The 4579-nt window shown below is 78.1% G+C and carries 2 protein-coding genes; both read left to right on the top strand.

What is annotated here, in order from left to right:
• The first annotated feature begins 12 nt into the window (after positions 1 to 12).
• Positions 13 to 834: an MBL fold metallo-hydrolase gene (locus tag C1I99_RS29590; protein ID WP_111137476.1), complete on the top strand. Its 822-nt coding sequence runs from the start codon at positions 13 to 15 to the stop codon at positions 832 to 834.
• The gene (locus tag C1I99_RS29585) at positions 831 to 4421 is read left to right on the top strand and encodes an adenylate/guanylate cyclase domain-containing protein (protein ID WP_111137475.1); all 3591 of its coding nucleotides are present in this window, start codon (positions 831 to 833) and stop codon (positions 4419 to 4421) included. Before C1I99_RS29590 ends, C1I99_RS29585 begins: the two co-directional genes overlap by 4 nt.
• Positions 4422 to 4579 lie beyond the last annotated feature (158 nt).

The raw sequence follows: 4579 nt of genomic DNA, 5'->3' as shown, positions 1-4579 counted from the left end.
ACGATCGCAGCCATGGGCGGGCATGTGACGGCGCCGGCGGCGGCGCTGGCCGACGAGCTGCCGGGCTGGGTGACGCTGCTGCGCGCTCCGAACCCCGGGCCGATGACGCTCGACGGCACCAACACCTGGCTGCTGCGCGCGCCCGGTCAGCCTGGCGTCGTGATCGACCCCGGGCCCGCCGACGAGGAGCACCTGGCGGCGGTCGCCACGCACGAGCCGATCGGGCTGGTGCTGATCACCCACGGCCACCCCGATCACACCGACGGCGCCCGCCGGCTGCACGAGCTGCTCGCCGGGGTGCCGGTGCTCGCCGTAGACCCCGCCCACACCCACGCCGGCGAACCGCTCGGCTCCGGTCCCGTGCCCGGCGTACCCGGGCTCGACCTGCGACTCGTCCCGACCCCGGGGCACACCGGCGACTCGGTCTGCTTCCTGGCCCGGCACGGCGAGGAGCAGGCCGTCCTCACCGGCGACACCATCCTGGGCCGGGGCACCACCGTGGTCGCCCACCCCGACGGCCACCTCGGTGACTATCTGACCAGCCTGGAGCTGCTCGCCACGTACCGTGGTGTCCCGGCGCTGCCGGGGCACGGCCCGGCGCTGGCCGACTGCGGCGCCGCCGCGGAGTTCTACCTCGCCCACCGCCGGGCCCGGCTCGACCAGGTCCGGGCGGCGGTCGCCGGCGGCGCCACCACCGCCAGCGAGGTGGTCGCGACGGTCTACGCGGACGTGGACCCGTCGCTGTGGTGGGCCGCCGAGTGGTCGGTCCGCGCGCAGCTGGAGTACCTGGGCCGGGAATCCGGCGGTGGCATTGCGGGGTTGGAGCAAGCGTGACCTGCCCGGTGTGTGGAACCGTCGCCGTGCCCGGCGCCCGGTTCTGCCACAACTGCGGGGCCGCGCTGCCGGCCGCCGCCATGCTGCCCGCCGCCGAGCGGCGCGTGGTGACGGTGCTCTTCGGCGATTTGTCGGACTTCACCTCCTGGTCCGAGGACCTCGACCCGGAGCGGGTCGGCGCGGTCACCGACCGGGTGCTCGCCGCGCTGGCCGGCGCGGTGAAGACCTTCGGCGGGCACGTCGACAAGCTGACCGGCGACGGGATCATGGCGGTCTTCGGCGCCCCGGTGGCGCACGAGGACGACGCCGAGCGGGCGGTCCGGGCCGCGCTGTCGATGCAGCGGGCGGTCCGCCGGGTGCTCGACGACGAGCGGGGCGGCGGCGCGCCGCTCGGCCTGCGGGTCGGGCTGAACACCGGGGACGTGATCGCCGGCATCCAGGCCGCCATCGAATACACCGTCATCGGCGACACCGTCAACACCGCCGCCCGGCTGGCCGACGCCGCCGCCGTCGGCGCCGTCTACGCCGGCGCGCGCACCGCCGCCGCGACGCGGCACGTGGCGTCCTGGCGGGCGCTGCGGCCACTGCGGCTCAAGGGCAAGCGCGAACCGGTCGAGGCGTACGAGCTGCTCGGACTCCTGGACGCCCCGGGCACCCGCTCCGGCCTCGGTGACGAGGCGCCCTTCGTGGGCCGGGAGACCGAAATCGGGCGGGTCGCCGGGCGGCTCGCCGAGGTGATCGACCGGGGCGAGCCCCGGGTGCTGCTGATGACCGCCGAGGCGGGTATCGGCAAGTCCCGGTTCGCCGCCGAGGTGGAACGCCTCGCCGCCGGCTACGACGTGGGCGCCGGCCGGTACGCCGCGCACACCGGCGCCCGGGTGCTCTCCGTGCGGTGCGCCGCCTTCGGCGAGCGGCGCCGCCTCGCCCCGCTGGCTGATTTGGTCCGCGCGGCGGTCGGCCTGCCCAACGACCCGGCCACCGCGCTCACCCGCCCGGCCGTCGAGGAGCGGCTGCGCCGGCTCGGGCAGCGGCTCGGCCGCGCCGGCACCGACCCGGCCCCGATCGCCACCGACCAGCTGCTGGCCCTGCTCGGGTACGCCGAACTGCCCAGCGGCGGCCCGACCGACCAGGGTGAGTGGAGCACCGCCCAGCCGCCCGCCGACGCGGACGCCGTACCGAACGCGGTCGCCGACCTGCTCAGCGCACTGGCCGTGGAGGCCCCACTGGTGGTCGTCGTCGACGACCTGCACGACGCCACCGCCGAGACGATCCAGGCGCTCGGGGTGACCCTGTCCCGGCTCACCGGACCGGTGCTGGTGCTGCTGCTCGGCCGGCCCGAGCTGGTGCGGACCGCCGGGACGCTGACCCGGGTCGCGGACGCCGAGGTGCACGCGCTGGCGCCGCTGCGCGGCGCCGACGCCGCCCGGCTGCTCACCAGCTACCTCGGCGGCGGCAGGCTGCCGCAGGCCGACGCCGACCGGCTGCTCGCCACCGCCCAGGGCAACCCGTTCTACCTGGCCGAGCTGGTCACCCTGCTGATGGAGCGCGGCGCGCTGACCGCGGTCGCGGACCGCCGCGCACCCCAGTCCGGCGGGTGGCGGCTGGTGCCCGGCTCGCTCGGCAGCCGGCTGCTCTCCCGTGACCTCGCCGCCGTGCTCGCCGCCCGCATCGACGCGCTGCCCGCCGACGCCCGCTCGGTGCTGCGGGACGCGGCGGTGGTCGGCGACACGGTGCCGGCCGGCGCGCTGGAGGCGCTGCGCGAGCAGCGGACCGGCCGGGACGGCCGCCCGGCGGCGGTGGTGGCGGTCGAGCGGGAGCGGGCCGTCGAGGAGTTGCTGCAACGCCGCATGCTGCACCGCACCCGGACGGGCTACGCGTTCGCCACCCCGCTGATGCGGGAAGCCGCGTACACCGGGGTGAGCAAGGCCGAACTGGCCGAGCGGCACGCCGCCCTGGTCCGGTGGGCCGTCGCCGATCCGGCCGGCGGGGCGGGCACCCCAGGTGGCTTCACCGACGCCACCCGGGACGACTTCGTGGCCGGGCACGTCGAGCGGGCCGCCGCGCTGGCCGACGCGGTCGGGCTGCGGCCAGACGCGCCGGCCCGGGCCGTGGTGCCGCTCGGGGTCGCCGCGCTCGGCCGGGCCGCCCGCCGCTCGCTGCACGCCGGCGAGCCGGCGCTGGCCGTGGAGTACGCCGAACGCGCCGCCGAACTCGCCCGCGACGGGGTGCCGGCCGCCGACCGGGTGGTGCACGCCCGGGCGCTGCTCCAGGTCGGCCGCCCCGCCGACGCGCTCGCCTACGCCGAGAAGATCGCCGCGAACGCCGGCGACGAGTCGGCCGTGCGGACCAGCGCGCTGCTGCTCGCCGGCCAGGCCCACCAGACGATGGGCGACCAGGCCCGCGCGGCGGCCTGCTGGCGGGAGGCGTTGCAGGTGGCGACGGCCGGCGACCTGCCCACGCTGCGCGCGTCGGCGATGCGCCGGCTCGGCATGGCCGACTTCATCGCCGGCCGGCTGGGCCAGGCGAGCAGCCGGCTCGCCGCCTCGTACCAGGTGAGCCTGGCGGTGCAGGACCGCCGAGGGCAGGCGTGGTCGTTGCAGAACCTGGCCTGGATCACCACCACCCGCGGCGACTTCGCCGGCACCGACGCGGTGCTCGGCCGGGCGGCGCGGCTCTTCGCCGAGCTGAAGGACCCGTACGGGCGGGCCTGGCTGCGCGGCACCACCGCGTTCGCCCGGCTGCTCGCCGGCCGGCTGCGCGAGGCGTGCCGGTTGGCGCGGGTCTTCCTGCCCTTCGGCGAACGGGTCGGTGAGGCGTGGGCGGTGGGCACCCTGCGCGCGGTCGAGGCGTTCGCCACCGCCGAGCTGGGCGACCTGGCCGAGGCGGACCGGGCGGCCCGCCGGGCGTACCGGGAGTTCGCCGCCGCCTCCGACGAGTGGGGCCAGGGCTTCGCGCTGGTCGTACGCGGGGTGGTGGCGCGCGGGCTGGGCGAACCGGAGCACGCCGCCGACCTGCTCACCGATGCGCTGTCGTACGCCGGGCGCACCTCGCACCCGCTGCTCACCGGGATGGCCGGCACGCTGCGCGGCTTCGTGGCGCTGGACATGGGCGACGGGGCAGCCGCCGAGCGGTACGCCCGCGCGGTGCTGACCGCCGTCGAGCCGCACAACCCGCAGGCGCCCGCCCAGGTGGCGCCGCGGGTGCTGCTGGCCACCGCCCGGCTGGCCGCCGGTGACTCGGCCACCGCCGTCGGGCTGCTCGCTCCGGTGGCCACCGCCGCCGCCACCGGGCCCTCACTGCTCTTCTCCCGCCGCCAGACGATGGCCCGGTACGCTTCCGCGCTGCTCGCGCACGGGCAGCGGGAGCAGGCGCTGGACTGGGCCCGGCGGGCGGCCACCGCACCGGCGGAGGACGTCCGCAGCCAGGTGATCGCGGCGAGCGTGCTCGCCGAGGCGCTGGCCGCCTGCGGCCAGCCCACGGCCGCGCTGGCCTGCGCCGAGGAGGCGGTGCGCCTCGCGTACGCCACGGAGCAGCGCAGCGAGCGCCGTTCCGCCGAAGCCCTCCGCGCCCGCCTCGCCTCCTCCTGATCCCTCCCGCCGGGCGACGCAGCCGCGCCGCCTGCCGTGCCGCTCCGCGCCGCCTGCCGTGCCGCTCCGCGCCGCCTGCCGTGCCGCTCCGCGCCGCCTGCCGTGCCGCTCCGCGCCGTCCCGCTGTGCGCGTTCGCGCGGGCAGCGCGGGGTGGGCG

Origin of the sequence: Micromonospora deserti, assembly GCF_003236335.1 — a bacterium.
In the GTDB taxonomy this organism is placed as follows: Bacteria; Actinomycetota; Actinomycetes; order Mycobacteriales; family Micromonosporaceae; genus Micromonospora; species Micromonospora deserti.
The sequence above is the reverse complement of the archived record's forward strand: the minus strand, read 5'-3'. Positions and strand labels throughout refer to the sequence as shown.